General features: G+C 41.3%; 14 protein-coding genes. 6 read left to right on the top strand and 8 right to left on the bottom strand.

Features of this window, described 5'->3' with window-relative positions:
• Positions 1-75: 75 nt before the first annotated feature.
• Together JWR61_RS24320 and deoC are read right to left on the bottom strand one after the other, a co-directional pair.
• Positions 76-537, bottom strand: coding sequence for an SPOR domain-containing protein (locus JWR61_RS24320; RefSeq protein ID WP_301930277.1), 462 nt, complete (start codon positions 535-537; stop codon positions 76-78).
• 28 nt (positions 538-565) lie between these two features.
• Positions 566-1,228, bottom strand: coding sequence for a deoxyribose-phosphate aldolase (gene deoC / locus JWR61_RS24315; RefSeq protein WP_301930276.1), 663 nt, complete (start codon positions 1,226-1,228; stop codon positions 566-568).
• Between the two features lie 390 nt (positions 1,229-1,618).
• Between deoC and JWR61_RS24310 the strand changes: the two genes are divergently transcribed.
• Together JWR61_RS24310 and JWR61_RS24305 are read left to right on the top strand one after the other, a co-directional pair.
• The gene (locus tag JWR61_RS24310) at positions 1,619-4,645 is read left to right on the top strand and encodes an amidohydrolase family protein (RefSeq protein WP_301930275.1); all 3,027 of its coding nucleotides are present in this window, start codon (positions 1,619-1,621) and stop codon (positions 4,643-4,645) included.
• Between the two features lie 66 nt (positions 4,646-4,711).
• Positions 4,712-6,001, top strand: a complete 1,290-nt coding sequence (locus tag JWR61_RS24305) for an amidohydrolase family protein (protein ID WP_301930274.1) — start codon at positions 4,712-4,714, stop codon at positions 5,999-6,001.
• 613 nt (positions 6,002-6,614) lie between these two features.
• Here the strand turns inward: JWR61_RS24305 and JWR61_RS24300 are convergent.
• Together JWR61_RS24300 and metX are read right to left on the bottom strand one after the other, a co-directional pair.
• Complete coding sequence (locus tag JWR61_RS24300; RefSeq protein WP_301930273.1) at positions 6,615-7,028, bottom strand: DUF1801 domain-containing protein; 414 nt, start codon at positions 7,026-7,028, stop codon at positions 6,615-6,617.
• Positions 7,029-7,285: 257 nt separating this feature from the next.
• Complete coding sequence (gene metX, locus JWR61_RS24295; protein WP_301930272.1) at positions 7,286-8,296, bottom strand: homoserine O-acetyltransferase; 1,011 nt, start codon at positions 8,294-8,296, stop codon at positions 7,286-7,288.
• 75 nt (positions 8,297-8,371) lie between these two features.
• On the opposite strand from metX, the gene JWR61_RS24290 reads away from it, so the two are divergent.
• Together JWR61_RS24290 and JWR61_RS24285 are read left to right on the top strand one after the other, a co-directional pair.
• Positions 8,372-8,794, top strand: a complete 423-nt coding sequence (locus JWR61_RS24290; RefSeq protein ID WP_301930271.1) for an OsmC family protein — start codon at positions 8,372-8,374, stop codon at positions 8,792-8,794.
• A gap of 406 nt (positions 8,795-9,200) precedes the next feature.
• Complete coding sequence (locus tag JWR61_RS24285; protein ID WP_301930270.1) at positions 9,201-10,358, top strand: O-succinylhomoserine sulfhydrylase; 1,158 nt, start codon at positions 9,201-9,203, stop codon at positions 10,356-10,358.
• A 98-nt stretch (positions 10,359-10,456) separates the two neighbouring features.
• Here the strand turns inward: JWR61_RS24285 and zwf are convergent, their stop codons facing one another.
• Together zwf and JWR61_RS24275 are read right to left on the bottom strand one after the other, a co-directional pair.
• A complete protein-coding gene (zwf, locus tag JWR61_RS24280) occupies positions 10,457-11,920 on the bottom strand; it encodes a glucose-6-phosphate dehydrogenase (RefSeq protein ID WP_301930269.1) in 1,464 nt (487 codons plus the stop codon).
• Positions 11,921-12,059: 139 nt separating this feature from the next.
• Positions 12,060-13,076 carry an acyl transferase gene (locus tag JWR61_RS24275; RefSeq protein WP_301930268.1) on the bottom strand — a complete coding sequence of 339 codons (1,017 nt, stop codon included), beginning with the start codon at positions 13,074-13,076 and terminating at the stop codon, positions 12,060-12,062.
• 29 nt (positions 13,077-13,105) lie between these two features.
• On the opposite strand from JWR61_RS24275, the gene JWR61_RS24270 reads away from it, so the two are divergent.
• Both JWR61_RS24270 and JWR61_RS24265 read left to right on the top strand, forming a co-directional pair.
• Positions 13,106-13,546 (top strand): hypothetical protein, encoded by a 441-nt coding sequence (locus JWR61_RS24270; protein WP_301930267.1) that lies wholly within the window; start codon positions 13,106-13,108, stop codon positions 13,544-13,546.
• A gap of 141 nt (positions 13,547-13,687) precedes the next feature.
• Positions 13,688-14,800, top strand: coding sequence for a M42 family metallopeptidase (locus tag JWR61_RS24265; RefSeq protein WP_301930266.1), 1,113 nt, complete (start codon positions 13,688-13,690; stop codon positions 14,798-14,800).
• Between the two features lie 106 nt (positions 14,801-14,906).
• On the opposite strand, the gene JWR61_RS24260 is transcribed toward JWR61_RS24265, so the two are convergent.
• Positions 14,907-16,073, bottom strand: a complete 1,167-nt coding sequence (locus JWR61_RS24260) for a hypothetical protein (protein WP_301930265.1) — start codon at positions 16,071-16,073, stop codon at positions 14,907-14,909.
• The coding region (locus JWR61_RS24255) for a TonB-dependent receptor (RefSeq protein ID WP_301930264.1) at positions 16,070-17,924 on the bottom strand (1,855 nt) is incomplete at its 5' end. The genes JWR61_RS24260 and JWR61_RS24255, both read right to left, overlap by 4 nt.

Here is a 17,924-nt window from a genome sequence, read left to right as displayed (position 1 = left end):
ATTTTGTTTGTTCAAACAGTCAGGCAAACATGAACTTAATGGTATTCAGATCAGTCCTCGGCCTGATCCTTCCGGTTAATTGCTCTCTTTGTCTTTATCCGGCTTTACTTCAATTGTTTCCGGCAATAAATAAATATTATTTGTCACCAGCTTCGAACGGATAATTTCTTTCTTATATTTTTCAGCATCTGCTTTTTCTAAAAAATTACCAAACCGTAACTTAATATAAGGCGGCTGAAAACTCATATATACTTTTTGTTCCGGAAAACGCTCCAGTAACTGTGACCTTACCCGCATTGCCGCCGGGCGGTCACTTGTACTTAGCAGCATCAGCCGGTATCCTTTTGCAGACCTTGGTCCTAATGAAAACCCGTTAGCCTCATTAAAAGCAGCTTCCTTTTTTGCCAGTATATCCAGGCGCGGGTCTTTAAATACAGTTATTTTTCCCTGGTTTGCTGTGTCGGTAACGGTGGTTACCTGGGCTCCTGCGCTAACAACAAAAAAGGCAAGTAATAAAAGGACAATTATTTTTTTCATGATTGACAATTGACAAAAACTGTTCCGTTTAGTTTTGCCCGGCGGCTTCGTTTACTATTTGTATACTGCTGCTGCAACCTATTCTTGTAGCACCGGCATCAATTAATTGTTTGGCAAAAGTATAGGTTTTTATTCCGCCGCTGGCTTTGATCTGGATTTTTTCGGACAGGTGTTTACGGAGAAGCTTCACTGCTTCTACCGTAGCTCCTTTTTCTGCATAGCCCGTGGATGTTTTCATGAAATCCACGCCGGCAGCACCATACAGGTCACAACACTTGATTATTTCTTCATCGGTAAGCACGCCGCTTTCAATAATAATTTTTATCACCTTGCCTGCTTTTCTTACAATCGGTAAAATAGCATTGATCTCGCCGGCAAGAAACTGCCAGTCGTTATTTTTGAGTGCACTGATATTAATTACGAGATCCAGTTCATCAGCTCCGTCAACAATTGCTAAAACGGTTTCAGCAACCTTTGCCTCAATGGCAGAATAACCAAATGGGAAACCGATTACCGTGGCTACTTTAACGGATGAACCTGCCAATAACCCCGCCGCTTTTTTTACAAACAATGGCGGAACGCAAACCGCTGCGAATTGGTGTTGAATGGCTTCGGCACAAAGCTTTTCTACATCCGCTACCAGGGTGGTTGGCTTTAATACGGTATGATCGATGTAAGAGGCTATATTCATATAATAAATAATTGCCGCAAAATTACAGATAACAGGGAATGTTTTTGATAATGAATATTTAAGGAAGCGTTTACAAATGCATCACTTTAACTGTTTAAAGAAGAGACTACAGATGACAGTTTGCAAGCAAAATCAATTTTGGATATGGAATTTCTTCATCATGATGATTTTTAATTGCGGCAAATTAAACCGTGAAGGTGTGATAAAACTATGGTAACCAGTCAGGCGTGCTGGTTTTAGCAGATTAGTCCAATTTTATTTCAGCAATTTATAAAATATGAATTTGAATCTATGTGATAAGCGGTAGTAAAAACGCTCGTTTATCAATTACCGAATCCAATCATTCGCTATATTTATTGCCTGATAATGTGTCTGTCAAAACTGATATTTATGAAAAAAAAGAGGTTACTTTTTGTAGTGGCTTTGCTTATTCTCCAGGGCTTGAGAATAAATGCGCAATCCACTTTTCCGGTAAATGATATAGCCGATCCCAAAGAAAGGTGTTATGCTTTTATCAATGCAACCATTGTTACCAATGCGCAAACTACTTTGCAAAATGCAACGTTGGTTATACGCAAAGGAAAAATTGAGGCTGTTGGTGCAAAAGCAGCTGTTCCTAAAGATGCAGTTGTGGTAGATTGTAAAGGCAAGTATATTTATCCGTCGTTTATCGATATGTATTCCGACTATGGGACCGATGCTCCTCAACGAGCCGCTGGTGGCGGATTCCGGGGCTCATCCCAAATGCTTTCCAATACCAAAGGTGCTTATGGATGGAACCAGGCAATACGTTCTGAAACAGATGCAGCAAAAATATTTGCAGTGAATGATGCAAAAGCAAAAGAACTGCGGGCCATTGGTTTTGGTACGGTTCTCACACACCAGATGGACGGCATCTCCAGGGGAACTGGCGCGGTTGTTACGCTGGCAACAGAAAAAGAAAATATGGCGATGCTGAAAGAAAAAGCATCTGCCAATTACTCATTTAATAAAGGCAGTTCCACCCAGGATTATCCTACTTCGTTAATGGGTTGTATTGCTTTATTAAGACAAAATTTTTTAGATGCTCAGTGGTATAAAACAAAGCCTGTAACTGAAGGCACCAACTTATCACTGCAGGCCTTTTTAGATAACCAAAGTCTGCCGCAGATTTTTGACGCCAATGATAAATGGAATGATTTGCGTGCAGATAAGGTGGGCGATGAATTTGGTGTACAATATATTATAAAGGCGGGCGGTAATGAATACCAGCGTATAGGCGAAGTAAAAGCAACCAATGCATCCTTTATCGTACCCCTGAATTTTCCGCAGGCGATGGATGTTGAAGATCCTGCCGATGCAAGATTTGTATCACTTTCAGATATGAAACATTGGGAAATGGCACCCACCAACCCTGCAGCATTTGAAAAAGCCAGTATCAATTTTGCCTTAACAACAAATGGTTTAAAAGAAACGAATATCTTTTTAGCTAATCTGCGTAAGGCTATACAGCAGGGCCTTAGCGAGCAAAAGGCATTAAAAGCGCTTACGGAAACACCTGCTACATTATTGGGCATGTATGATAAAGTCGGCAGCCTGGAAGCAGGTAAGCTGGCTAATTTTTTAATCGTATCAGCACCTGTTTTCAGCGATAAAGCAGTAATATATCAAAACTGGATCCAGGGCAATAAATATCTTTTAAAGGAAGACGGCTGGCAGGATATCCGTGGCAACTATACACTGGTAATTAATAACACAACGAATACCTTATCCATTAAAGGAGAAGCCGGCAAACCCTCCGCGGAAATCATTGGCGTAGACACCACCAAAGTTGATCTTACAATTAAAGATAAACTGGTGATGATGGTGATTGATTTTAAAAAAGACAGCATTCATTCAGCAAGATTAAATGGTGTAATAAGCGAAGAAAACTGGGGTGGTACCGGCCAGACGGTTGCGGGGAGTCCAATAAGCTGGACAGCCACCAAAACCTCCGGACAGTCGGCTGTAGCTGATACTGCCAAAGGTAAAAAAACTGAGTCGCCTGTGCTTGTAACGAGCCCTGTAACTTACCCTTTTAATGGCTATGGTTTTACCGAAATGCCTAAGCAGCAAAATATTTTAATAAAGAATGCAACCGTCTGGACAAACGAGAAAGAAGGCATTTTGGCCAATTCAGATGTGCTGATAAAAAATGGAAAGATTGCTGCCATTGGCAAAAATTTATCAGATGCTGCAGCAAAAATAATTGATGGGACAGGCAAGCATCTTTCTGCCGGAATTATTGATGAACACTCTCATATAGCGGGTACGGGTGGTATCAACGAATGTTCACAATCTGTTACATCAGAAGTGAGAATCGCGGATATCATCGATCCCGAAGATGTTGATATATACAGGCAGTTAAGCGGTGGTGTTACCAGCAGTCATATTCTGCATGGCAGTTGTAATACCATTGGCGGACAAACACAATTAATCAAACTTCGCTGGGGTGCCAATGCAGAGCAGTTAAGATTTGCAGGCTCCGATCCGTTTATAAAATTTGCGCTGGGCGAAAATGTAAAACGCTCTTACTCCAACAGCAGCAACCGTTTTCCCGATACAAGAATGGGAGTGGAGCAGGTGCTGACAGATGCGTTTACAAGGGCAAGAGATTATGAAGCCATGGGGCCAGGCAAAAGGAGAGACCTTGAACTGGATGCGCTGGTAGAAATTATGAATAAAAAACGTTTCATAACCTGCCACTCTTACGTACAAAGTGAAATTACTTCCGCTATGCGTGTTGCTGAAAAATTTGGGTTTAAGGTAAATACGTTCACGCATATCCTCGAAGGCTATAAGGTAGCAGATAAAATGAAAGCCCACGGAGCCAATGCCTCTACCTTTAGTGATTGGTGGAGTTATAAGATGGAAGTGGTAGACGCCATTCCGCAAAATGCTTACCTGATGCAAAAGGAAGGTATTAATGTGGCCATCAATTCCGACGATGGAGAAATGGCAAGACGCCTGAACCAGGAAGCGGCTAAGAGTGTGAAGTATACTGATATGAGTGAAGAAGATGCTTTAAAAATGGTAACGCTAAACCCCGCTACCATGCTGCATGTAGCAGATAAAACCGGTAGTATAAAAGCAGGCAAAGATGCGGACCTGGTTTTGTGGAGCGACAACCCTTTAAGCATTTATGCAAAGGCAGAAAAAACAATCGTGGATGGTGTGGTTTATTATGATATAGAAAAAGATAAATTACTGAGGGAGGGTATAGCCAAAGAAAGGGCCAGGTTGATACAGAAAATGATTGGCGCCAAAAAAGGTGGTGAAAAAACTTCACCTGCAACGCCATCTTTCAGGGAAAGAAATTATTGTGAAGAAGATCATCATGAAGGAAAAACTTTCTGGGGAAGAATCGATAATAACAAGCTGTCAACCGACAATCAATAATTTATTTTCTACAGCAAAGGTTACAAAAATATTTCAGCGTTCAGTACGCAAAGTAAAAACAACAGCATGAAAAAAATATTATTATTTATAGCATTGCTTATTTCGGGTGTTGCAATGGCACAGGAAAATATGCATCCGTCACCGGCACAAACAGGCACCATCGCACTTACGAATGGTATTATACATATTGGTAACGGGCAGGTGATTGAAAATGGTATGATCGTTTTCAGTAACGGTAAAATCAGGGATGTAAGGGCAACGGCATCCATTGCTGATGTTAAGGTAATAGACCTGAAAGGCAAGCATGTTTATCCGGGTGTTATTGCAGCTAGCACTAACCTTGGCCTCGTAGAAGTAAGTGCGGTAAGATCAACGGCGGATTATGATGAAGTAGGAGATATCAATCCCAGCATACGCAGCCTGGTGGCTTATAATACAGATAGCAAGGTGATCAATACCCTGCGCAGCAATGGCGTATTGCTGGCTCATGTTGTGCCGCAGGGCGGTACTATCAGCGGCACATCATCTGTTGTACAGCTGGACGCATGGAACTGGGAAGATGCAGCGTATAAAGCCGATAATGGTATTCATTTTAATATGCCATCGCTTGTTGCGGTACCTGCACAGTTTCGCCGCCCGGGCGATGAAGATCGTGTAAAACAAAGCCTTGAAAAAATAGAACGCATCCGTACTTTTTTCCGCGAGGCAAAAGCTTATCACAACCAGGCACCTCATCCACAGGTGAATTTAAAACTGGAAGCCGTGCAGGGTTTGTTTGATAAATCAAAAATATTTTTTGTGCATTGCAACCTGGTAAAGGAAATGATGATGGCGATCAGCATGGCCAAAGAATTTGATTTTAAACTGGTGTTGGTAGGCGCAGACGACAGCTGGCTGATGACAGATATGCTGAAGCAAAATAATGTTGCTGTTATTTTATCTCAGCCGCACAGTGTGCCTGAAACCGACGACGATGATGTAGACCAACCTTACAAAACGGGTGCGGCTTTACAAAAGGCAGGGATATTGTTTACTATTTGCCAGGACGGTGGCGATGGTTTTTGGCGCCAGCGCAACTTGCCTTTCCAGGCAGGTACTATGGCTGCTTATGGCTTAACCAAAGAGCAGGCATTAACAGCTATCACTTTAAGTGCCGCCAAAATTTTAGGCATTGACAATATTACAGGCTCCCTGGAAACAGGAAAGGATGCCAACATCGTTATCAGTGAAGGCGATTTGCTGGATATGAAAAGCAGTAAGGTTACACAGGCGTTTATACAGGGGAGGGAAATTAATTTGGATAATAAGCAGAAGCAGTTGTTTGAAAGGTATAAGTATAAGTACTCTATAAAGTAGCCTTTACCTTTTATAGAACTATTATTTGCAATTGCAATTTTCGTCAAATGAGCTTTTTAAAACCATAAAATCAGGAATAGTTAATTTCTTGTATGAATAGGTCGAGGTATATAGTTTCCGCAATTTATCAGGGGATTAATAAACGGGTACAAAATGATACTCCTTACTTTAATACCTTGATGATACTATATTTTATTATTTTCTTGCATGTAGTGCATGCAGTAATATTATTAAAAATTAATGATCATGACATTTTAAAAGACCAAAGTAAAAATCAAATACTGTTGGCATGTATTTTCCTTTGGGCAATCATAACTTTTTTATTGTGGCTAATTTTTCCAAAAGCAAAGATCATTAATATTAAGATTGACGAGAAGGATATAAAAAAATATTATTAGGGAGCTATATTTTACTTTTTGTTTTGTGCCGCACTAATGACATACCTACTTGTTGTACTTAAACATCATCTTGGGATTAAAACTTGACAATGATAATTCTTTCAAATTTATAATGTGTTATACTAGAATAAGACATGTAAAATGAAGACAGAAATGTTTTAAAATTGAATTTATTTTTTGCATAGGTAAGTGTAAAGTCGCATGTATTATTCTAATTATTTCTCCACCAGCTCCAGCCACTTTTTTATAACCTGCTGTAATATTTTCTTCTTTGCTTTAACATCCTCCATGTCTTTAAAAATGATAAGCCTCCTTCCATCTTTGTAACCGCCTTCCAGCAAACCGCTGCTATCGTTTATTTTGGCGCCGCTGGGGAATACCAGCATGATCCTGCCTTTGAACAAATTGAATACTATGATTTCTCTTTTGTATTCTTTGGGATCAAACGGCTTCATTCCGCCAGTGTAATAAAAGCTTGGGTTGTTCCATTTTATTCTTTCGCCAATTTCTTTATCGGTGCTTAAGATGATTGTCCGCAAGGTTTCGACAATTTTTTGCAGGCCTGGTTCCAGTTGTTGAATGTGGGCTGTTACCTGTTCTTCATCTGAAAGTTTCGTTGCTTTTGCCATAAAATTTTACAAAAATATTTCACACAAAGTACGCAAAGTATGCAACGAACACAATGGATTACGGTTTCACACAACGTGCGTAAAGAAAGCAAAGAATACAACGATTTATTTCGTGACGCTCTTTGTATTTGTTGCTGTCTTTGGTGTAAAATAAGCATACCATTACTGCAGCGAATTCAGGAGGCAGCAAAAGGCTGTAAAAGTACAAGGGAGTGACACAACGATGTGCCACAAAGCTTCTTAGCCCGGATAAAAAATTAAGCCAGCCAGTCTGCCAGGTGTTGTGAAATAGCAGCCGACTCCACCATAAAACCATCGTGGCCATAATTGCTGTCGATGGCAATCAGTGTAGCGTGAGGCAGATGTGCGGCTAAAAATTGTTGCTCGGTAAGCGGACAAAGAATATCGCTGCTGATGCCAACAATCAGTGTGCGCTGATGCATCGTTTGTAATACGGCATGTATGTTTCCGCCACGGCCGCGGGCAATGTGGTGACTGTCCATGCTTTTGGTAAGCAGCCAGTAACTATAAGCGTTAAAACGTTGTACCAGTTTATCGCCCTGGTATTGTATATAAGCCGAAGCCTTATAGTGATCTAATTTTTCCGTATCTCCATCAGTTTGCTGCTGCACCATAATACCGTAATTGCGGTAAGTGAGCATGCCAATGGCGCGGGCCGCTTTTAACCCTTTGGCACCTGCTGCAGGCGATGGATTTTGCCAGGTACCATCGGCTTCAATGGCTAAGCGTTGTGCGGTATGTGTAGCAATACCCCAGGCGCTCTCGGTAGGGGAGGTGGCGAGTAAAAATAAATTACTGATGCGGTCTTTTTCCATCACACACCATTCCATAGCCTGGTAGCCGCCCATGCTGCCGCCCATGAGTAAAAATATATTGTCAATGCCCAGGTGTTGCCGCAGCAAAATGTGCGCCTTCACCATGTCGCGAATGGTAACTAAGGGAAAGCTGTGGTAATAAGGCTCGCCGGTTGCAGGGTTAATGCTTAACGGGCCGCTGCTACCATAGCAGCTGCCGATGATGTTGGCACAAACAATGAAATATTTTTCGGGATCAATTACATGCTGCGGTCCAACCACGCCTTTCCACCAGTCTGCCGCATCTGAGTTAGCCGTTAAAGCATGGCAAACCCATACTACATTGCTTTTTTTTTCGTTTAATTGTCCGTAGGTAGTGTATGCAATTGTTAATCCGGGCAGGGTGCCACCGCTTTCAAGTGCTATTGGATGTTGAAAATGAAAAAATTGCATTAAATTAAATAAGTATTCGTCAGTTGAAATGCAAAGTAAAGGCTTGCGGAATTATATTTGTAAAAATTTTTCGAAATGATAGAAATAAATGTAAACCGGGTTCAGGGAGATTGCGGTTTTGAGGCAACAGATGCCAATGGTCATGTTATTAAAATGGACACCAGTCCTGAAACCGGCGGCGTAAATTTTGGCGTTCGTCCTATGCAGGTATTGCTGATGGGCCTTGGTGGTTGCAGCGGTATCGACATTGTTATGATCTTAAAAAAACAACGTCAGACGGTGGAACATTTTTCTATGAAAATTGAAGGCGAAAGACAAACGGGAAAAGAACCTTCGTTATGGGAGAACGTTAAAATCGTATTTCATTTAAAAGGAATCATCGACGAAGAAAAGGCCTACCGTGCCTGCGAATTGTCTATGAATAAATATTGCTCTGTTGCAGAAACACTGCGTTTGGGCGGTACCAAATTAACCTGGGATGTGAAGGTGAATCAATAGTTTCCTTTAACTCCCCGCCGGGTCGGGGAGGAAATGTAGAAGATTACTGCAAAGCATTGATAAAAATTTAATCTGTTACTTTATCCCTCAAAAAAAGTGCAGATATGAAGTGATTTTTTTGTCCCGGCAAAGTAACAGCTTTGTGGTACTTCATTGGCGTCGCACACTTGTACACTTGTTTTTCAATTTTACTTTTATTATGTTGTGTGTTTAGTGACCAACTTATTGTTGGCTTCGGATTCTATTGAAAGAAATGCTGTTTATTCCAGGCTTTATTTTTTCTTTCATGTCCCGCTGGTTTAACCATTATTTTACAGCTCATCTTTACTTTTTAAATTATTAATGGCCTCGTATTAATTAGCTTTGCCGGTAATTTAAAAAAACAGTCACCATAAAAAGTTCAACCATGAACCCGATAACAAAAGCCATCCGGATACAGACAGAACGCACCAGTGAAATGGAACATTCAACCCCTCTATTTTTAACCAGCAGCTTTTGTTACAATGATGCGGAAGAAATGCGGGCCGCTTTTGCAGATGAAACCGATGCCAATATTTATAGCCGTTTCAGCAACCCTAACAGTACTGAATTTATCGATAAAATGGTAGCGCTGGAAGGTGCCGAAGCTGGCTTTGCTACTGCTTCCGGAATGGCGGCGGTCTTTGCTTCTTTCATGACTTTTTTAAAAGCTGGAGATCATATCCTTGCCTGTAGTTCGGTTTTTGGCAGTACCATTACAGTACTCAATAAGTACCTGCCTAAATTTGGGATTGAAGTGAGTTATGTAGCTGCAAATGATACGGCCTCCTGGGAAGCAGCTATCCGGCCCAACACCAAAATGATTTACATGGAAACGCCGACCAACCCCGGCCTGGACATTATAGATCTGGAACTGGTGGGTAAGCTGGCTAAAAAACACAACCTGCTTCTTAATGTAGATAATTGTTTTGCAACACCGGTTTGCCAAACACCCATTGCTTTTGGTGCAGACCTTGTAATACATTCCGCTACCAAATGGCTGGATGGCCAGGGACGTGTTTTGGGTGGTGTTGTTGTTGGGAAAAAAGAACTGATACATGAGTTGTATTTGTTTTGCAGAAGTACCGGTCCCGCCTTGTCGCCGTTTAATGCCTGGATACTCAGCAAAAGCCTTGAAACGCTGGATGTGCGCATGGAGCGCCACGCTGGCAATGCATTAAAAATTGCGCAGGCTCTGGAAGGACATGAAAAAATCAGCTGGATTAAATACCCGTACCTGCCCAGTCATCCGCAACATGCCATAGCCATTAAACAAATGAAAAATGGCGGCGGTTTAATTTCCTTTAATTTAAAAGGCGGACTGGAAAGCGGCCGCAGTTTTCTGAATAATTTAAAAATGCTAAGCCTTACTGCCAACCTTGGTGATACAAGAAGCATCGCCTCTCACCCGGCAAGCACCACGCATGCCAAGTTAAGCGAGGCCGAGCGGCAGGCTGTAAACATTACACCCGGCCTTATCCGCATTTCAGTTGGCCTTGAACATGTGGATGATATTTTAGCGGATATTGTGCAGGCGCTTGCCTGAGTTATGAATTATAAGTTCTTTCGGCTATTGAAGTGTATTAAATCCGGATAGTTTGTACTTGCGTATAATAAAGCGATTCGTCAACCAGTATCCACTATCTAAAACAATTCCGATCCTTCCGGCCCTGGCATGCCTGCAGCATAATTGGGAAAATACACCGGCGCATCTTCGGTCCACGCTTTTAATACCGGCATAATAATATCCCAGGCGGCCTCTACCTGGTCAGCACGCATAAACAAGGTACTGTCTCCCTGCATTACATCCAGCAATAAAGTTTCGTATGCTTCGGGCGTACCTGTCTTGTAACTTTCAGCGTAATCAAACAACATATTTACCGGGTTCAGCACCATTTGCAGTCCGGGTTTTTTGGCCTGAAAATTCATAGAGATAAACATTCTCGGCTGAATGTTCATAGTAATGCTGTTAGGCTGCCAGTTGCCGGTAGCTTCTGTTGGAAAAGATTTATGCGGCACCGGTTTGAAATGTATCGTAATATAACTCCTGGCTTCATTCATGCGTTTACCGCTGCGTACATAAAACGGAACATCCTGCCAGCGCCAGTTATCTACAAATAATTTAAGGGCTGCAAATGTTTCGGTGTGGGAGTTTTTATTAACGCCTGGTTCATCGCAATACGCTTTTACTTTTTTCCCTTCAATCCACCCGGCGCCATATTGCCCGCGGATGGCATATTTGTGTACATCCAGTTGTTCAATATCCCTTATGGCATGTAACACATCTGTTTTGCGGTTGCGTATTTCATCGGCGTCAAAACTAACAGGCGGTTCCATAGAAATTAAACAAAGCAATTGCAACAGGTGGTTTTGGATCATATCCCGCAACGCACCTGCATGGTCAAAATAGCCGCCTCTTGTTTCCACCCCCAGTTGCTCCGCCACTGTTATTTGCACATGACTAATGTAATTGCGGTTCCAGATCGGTTCAAATAGTGCATTGGCAAAACGAAAGGCCAAAATATTTTGTACTGTTTCTTTGCCTAAAAAATGGTCAATGCGGTATACCTGCGATTCGTCAAATGTATTGCAGATAATTTTATTCAGGCGGCGGGCGCTGTCCAGGTCCTGCCCGAAAGGTTTTTCAGCAACGATACGGCTGAAAGCCTTGTCTGCTGCCAATCCTGCCGCACCAATACTGGTGACAATAGTTTCAATAAAAGCAGGCGACACGGCCATATAAAATATGCGGTTGCTTTTACCACCCCATTCCTTTTCGGTTTGCTTTATTAGTTTGGCAACATAGTTATAAGTAGCGGCGGTATTAAAATCTCCTTTTTTATACTGGAGGCATTTTTCAAAAGCCAGCCAGTCTTTTTTCTTCGTCTTTCCACTACGGCTGAATTTATTAATGCCTTCACGAACGTGCAACTGGTATTCCGGCAAAGTCATATTTTTTATATCCAGTCCCAGCACCAAAAAATTTTCCGGCAGCCAGTTGTCCAGGTATAAATTGTAAATAGCAGGCAATAATTTGCGCCAGGCAAGGTCACCGCCGGCTCCAAAAATAACAATGATTGTTTGCGACGGTTTGGCTGTTGTATCCATATTTGTACAATTAAAAATGTTCGCTAAGTTAAAGGTTAAGCATGAAACCATGAGGCGCAAAGCTGAAAGCAAAATGCAGAAATCAATAAATAACAAATGCGTAACGTAAACCGGCTTTAAGCGTTTATCTTACGCTTATCTACAAAGAAAGTAAACTGCATCCCCTGATATCCGAATTATCCAACCGGCCCAGTATTTCAAAACTTTCATCGGGGTATAATTTCGCAGCATCATCCGTGGCGATAAAACTGCAACTGTAAATATTGGCCAGGTCTATTACATTAACTGCACCGCTCACAATATTTTCTTTATTGGCTGATAACACAGTTAAAGGATCATCTTCTTCCCTTACCAGTACTTTCATCCATGGCGGACAACTGAAAATACCGTGCCCGGTTGAATAAGCCTGGCTTAATAATTCCGTCATGCCATATTCTGAATGAATAACGTTTACTTTAAAACTGGTGCATAAAATATCGTGTACTTCCTGCCGGGTCATTTCCCTGCGTCTTCCCTTCATCCCGCCGGTTTCCATAATGGTAGTGTATTGCAAATGCATCGGGTATTGTTCTGCAAAATCGAGCAAGGCAAAAGTTACACCAAGCAGTAATGTTTTTTGTTGCTGGTTTTCAAGTGAGGTAATGGTGTAATGTAACTTTTCCAGGTCATGCAAATAAAAGCCGCTTTGCGCATGTGCACTTTGTTCAATCAGTTTATCCGCCATCATTATCAATGATGAATTACTTCTTTCCAGGTAAGATGGCAGCAAGGCAATAATACACCAGTCTTTTGGATCGCCATAAAAAAGCCGGAATGCCGTATTGAAACTCTCTTCATACAAAGCAATGTCTTTAACAAAATGTTTGCTGTTGATGGTTTGTGTGGTGCCACTGCTTTCGAAAACAGCAGCAGGTTCAAAAGTAGTGGTGGCGATAGTATGGGTTTTAAAAAAAGCAACCGGTAAAAAAGGAATTTGATTTATTGCGGTGACCGATGACGGGTTAATATGCAGCGCATTGCAAAATTGATGATACAAGGGATTATGCCGGTGCTGAAACTGAAAAATATTCAACGCAACCCGGGTAAAATCTTCCTTTGTTATAGCGGTTAAATTATTTAACGCGGTTATATTTTTAACGGAACTATTCAATTTCAATCATTAAATTTGGGCTATAATTTACAAAGATGCGTAACACTATTTTAATTGCCCTTGTTTGTTTTGTTTTTTTTGGTTGTAAAAAGGAAACGTATTCTTCCACGCCATCTTTAACATATAAATCAGTTAATACCAGCGTGCTGGTTCCCGGCAATGTAATCAAATTTAAAATTGCCTTTACCGACCTGGAGGGAGACCTGGATTCTATCTTTATTCAAAAAATAAATCCATCCTGCCCACAAAGTGGCACCAGCGAAAAATTTTTCCTCGGGAATGATATAGTGAAACTTAAAAGCACCAACGACGATTTACTCGTATCATATGGTTATAGGGTAGATGGCTATCCGTTAATCGGGGAACCCAAATGCGATTTTAATGATACCTGCTATTTCCGCTTTAGCGTGGTAGACAAAGCCAGGCATTACAGCGATACTGTTCAATCCGGAAAAATTGTAATTATAAAACAGTAATCTCAACTTCATATAAAAAATACCTGCGTGTTTTGGCGGTACGCTTACTACCGGCGTAAATTTTATTTTCTCCAGCCATTTTTGATTCCTCTTTCCGCAGTATGGACAGGATTTAGTTAATTTGTAAAAATTAATCCAATAATGGCTAAAGCAAAAGTAAAAGCACCGAAAAGTATTTTAACTGAAAAGTCGTACGAATTCTTAAAAAACTATATCAACAATCCTTCGCCGACAGGCTTTGAGAGCAGCGGCCAAAAGATGTGGCTGGAATATGTTAAGCCTTATACCGATACTTTTTTTACCGATCCTTACGGTACTGCCGTTGGCGTTATCAATCCAACCGCTCCCTTTAAAGTAGTGATAGAAGCACATGCAGATGAAATCAGCTGGTTTGTAAATTACATTTCGCCCGAAGGACTTATCTACCTGAAACGCAACGGCGGCGTGGATCACCAGATAGCACCTTCGATGCGGGTGTTGATACATGGAAAAAAAGGCGCCGTAAAAGCAGTCTTCGGCTGGCCCGCTATACATACCAGGATGGCGAGTGCCGACAGTAAAGAACCGCAACCAAAAGTAGATAACTTGTTTTTAGATTGCGGGGCCCGCACTAAAAAAGAAGTGGAAGACCTCGGCGTTCACATCGGTGCTGTAGCCACCTACGAAGCCGGGTACGAAGAACTGGCCTACGATTACCTGATTGGACGTGCATTTGATAACCGCGTTGGTGGCTTCATGATAGCAGAAGTGGCCCGCCTGCTGCAACAAAACAAAAAGAAATTACCTTTTGGTTTATACATTGTAAATGCAGTGCAGGAAGAAATAGGTCTTCGCGGTGCTGAAATGATCGCCCGCAGAATTAAGCCCAATATAGCCATCATCACCGACGTTACGCACGATACATCCACCCCGATGATCAGTAAAATTATCCAGGGAGATACGGTGTGTGGCAAAGGCCCTTCTCTAACGTTTGGACCTGCTGTACACAATAAATTACTGGACGTGGTACAGGATGTGGCCGCTAAAAATAAAATCCCGGTGCAGTTGCATACAGTAAGCAGAAGCACAGGTACAGATACGGATGCATTTGCTTATGCCAACGACGGGTGCCCAAGCGTTTTAATATCCATGCCATTACGGTACATGCATACTACAGTTGAAATGATTCACAAAAGTGATGTTGAAAATACCATCAAACTGATTTACGAAACATTGCTTACGTTAAATGCGAAAACTAATTTGAGTTATTTTTAGTGGCCGCTGCCAAATGGTAGTAATATTGGTCCGGGCTAAGACGCAATGGTCATCATCGTTGCGTCGCCCTCTTTTACTTTTGCAACTTAGAGGAACTTATTCAGTGCTATTGATTGATTGAGCTGGCGGAATCCTTTTTAAAAGGAGAATAATAAATTACAAAATCAGCATGAGCCAACGGATAAGTTTTATTCCATTGTACTTCCATTCTTTTGTACACCCGTTCTTCGGGGTAGGGCGGTACAGCCATTTCTCTCATGGACCAATCCTGTACATTCAGCAAGACCTTACCGTTGCATATTTTCGAAGTGTGATTACCTGAGTAATAACTTCTCAGAGGAGTTGTTGCTGCGGTATCTTTAATACAGATAATCATCCTGGGGATCCTGGATGAATACAAGTTCCACGACAGGTAGTTATCCCAAAAGCCAATAAAATTGAGTGCGGGTAAAACAGCCCATGCAACCAGTATTATTTTATTTCGTATCTCCAATCCACGCCGTTCAACAATGGATATCATTTGGTTTCGGATAAAAAGAAAATACAGCAATAAGATCATAACAGTATTCCATGGCCATACAATTTTGTTATAGTGCAAACCAATAGGCCCTATCAGTAACAAAATAAAAATATGCATCGCTGTCAGCAGAACCGCCGCAGTTTTTTTTGTTTTTGAAAACAACAAACCCAGCCCGCCAGCGGTTTCAATAAAAGGCAACAGGTAGCCCAAATAGTGCATCCAGCCTGCTTTATATAAAACAGGCGGCACTTTAAAAAAACGTTTCAAAATGGTCGTTTGCCACATGTTGATTATAAAACTTTCATTGAACTTATGCAGACCGCTATATATGTAAACAGTTGCAAGCGTAATGACAAGGCATGCTGCAACGTGTGATAGCTTGGTACGATTAAGGATAAAAATCCCCAGGATAAAAAGGTATAGATATTCCCATGGCTGCCAGCGGTTTTCATCCAGCAGGCAGGAGGCAATTTCTGAAAAAAATAATGTGCATTGTGCATATTTATTGCCTGGCTTTATTATAAGCAACACTAACAAAATAATGGATAAGCCCAGCAAAACCCAATGCCCAGCTGAAGGAACCTGGTATAATAAATCGAACGGAGCTATAACAGGAAATGTTCTTTCTGCAACCCATACTTTCCAGCCAATTAATTTCGCAGATAACCAGCAGAAAGCGATTAATGATAAAAGTAAGTGTACAGAAACAGGCCTGTTGGCTAACCATCTTTTATAGGTTGCCAGCGTTGTCAAAACCTGCCTACAATTTTAAAGTTTACCAGTCTTGGTGTAAGCCTGTTGGGTATGCTGTAAACAGTATTGCTGAAGTCTTTAATTAATTGATAACTGATGGTGTTGGGCCGGTCTATCAAATTAAATACTTCAAAGCTGGCCCAGATATTATCAAAGTCTTTAAAAATGCTATGGCTTCTGCGCTTGTTTTTTTCGCTTAACAACAGCGCACTGAAACCAATGTCAATTCTTAAATAGGGATCAATAATAAGGGCGTTTCTGTACCTGGTGCTGTTGGGAATATTGTACGGCATATTGCTTCCGTAGATAGTATTCAGATGCACCTTAAAATTTTTGTTGGTAGATAAATAATCCTGCAAAAATAATCCCACTGTAATCAGCCTGTCCGTCGGACGCCTTACCCAGCCTACATCCTGGCGCATGCTATCCACTGGCACCTGGTCCTGCGTTTTGGAAGTAATGGTTTCTCCGGCAGCATTTACATAGTTGTAATAATGATCGCCTGCGATGTTTTCTTTACTGCGCATCAGACCGATGCTGATCCAGCTTTCTGCATCTTTTACAAGCTCCCCATACAGCCTTGTTTCTACGCCATAGGCATATGCCCTGGCATTGTTTTCGCCCGAGTAACGGATGCGCACATTGTCAATATCATACGGAATTACATCCTGCAGATTTTTATAGTATGCTTCGGCTGTAATGCGAAAAGGCCTGTCTGCTGAAACAAAATTATAATCCATTCCTGCAACCACCTGGTAACTTTTTTGCGATTTTACAGCCGTATTTAAACTGCCATCATACTTTCTTAATTCCCTGTATAATGGCGGCTGATCATACACGCCTGCAGCCAGCTTAAACACCATATCTTTTTCCCAGTTGGGCTTTATGCTAACCTGTGCCCGAGGACTGATTAAAAATTCTTTGTTCAACGAATTATAATTGTAACGGATACCACCCTGGATGGTAATATCTCTTTTATTGTTTACAAAATTGAGATTGTCCTGCAGGTAGCCACTGTATTTTTGTATGGTTAGGTTGGCAGACGTATTTAAAAATGTGCTGAGATTATTGGTATTAACAGGCAAAGAATAACCCGCGCTATCCTGGTATTCCCACTCAAACAATTTATCGGTAATTACCGTTTGTTCAATGCTGTTGCCGAATTGAATAAAGTGTTTCCCTTTTTCTATACTGCCTTTTACACCCGCATTATACACCGTAATATCTAATTTATTGCGGCCATAATTCTGGTAAAAACCAGCGCCCAATGGATTTACAATCTGACCGTACGTGCTGCTGGTATTATCAAAATCCCGGTCGCCAAACAAGTAGGCGCTACCAATATCAAAATTTTCATTTTCTTTATTTTCAAAGCGGCTCAGCATCCATTTTATCTGTACTTTTTTATTGGGTTGATGTATGGCTGTTAATCCTATCAGGCTTGTGTTATAGCCGTCTTTTTCCTGGCCGTCAAAAAATATATCCAGCCCAAGATTGGCGGTAAACAAAGGTGAAAAAACGGAAGTTGTTTTTTGTGCTGACTGTGGTATAAGGGTAAACTTGGTAGCCGAAAAATTAGCCAGCATTTCCAATTGCCATTTTTCATTGAGCTTATAAGTAAGGTAACCCTGCACATCGGTTGAAGAAGGTATATAAGAGCCTTGTGTTTGCTGGCTGCTTAATAAATTGCGGTTGCTTTTATTGCGTACACCAATGAGGTAGGTTACCCGTTCTTTTTTTGCGGCACCTTCCAAATGCATGCCTTGTTCCAGTAAACTAACATACGCAGAACCGCCAAAAGACTTTGGTTTTTTGTATTGGATATCTAGTACGCTGCTCATTTTATCGCCA

This window comes from Ferruginibacter sp. (assembly GCF_028288465.1).
In the GTDB taxonomy this organism is placed as follows: domain Bacteria; phylum Bacteroidota; class Bacteroidia; order Chitinophagales; family Chitinophagaceae; genus Ferruginibacter.
This window is presented reverse-complemented; position numbering and strand designations above follow the sequence as displayed.